The organism is Bacillus sp. SIMBA_074, from assembly GCF_046534555.1.
Taxonomy (GTDB): domain Bacteria; phylum Bacillota; class Bacilli; order Bacillales; family Bacillaceae_G; genus Bacillus_A; species Bacillus_A mycoides.
On sequence record NZ_JAWRYM010000299.1, the window covers coordinates 1 to 307 of the forward strand.

Sequence of the window (307 nt, forward strand, 5' to 3'; positions counted from 1 at the left end):
CATGATCCTGGACGCGGACTACATCACCGAAGAAGGTAAACCGGTTATCCGTCTGTTCAAAAAAGAAAACGGTGAATTCAAAATCGAACACGACCGTACCTTCCGTCCGTACATCTACGCGCTGCTGAAAGACGACTCTAAAATCGAAGAAGTTAAAAAAATCACCGCGGAACGTCACGGTAAAATCGTTCGTATCGTTGACGCGGAAAAAGTTGAAAAAAAATTCCTGGGTCGTCCGATCACCGTTTGGCGTCTGTACTTCGAACACCCGCAGGACGTTCCGACCATCCGTGAAAAAATCCGTGAA

At 46.9% G+C, this 307-nt stretch carries 1 pseudogene; it reads left to right on the top strand.

Annotated features, from left to right (window positions below):
- Window position 1 precedes the first annotated feature (1 nt).
- Window positions 2–307 (top strand): annotated as a pseudogene (locus tag SB773_RS30930) (DNA polymerase); the annotation flags it as partial.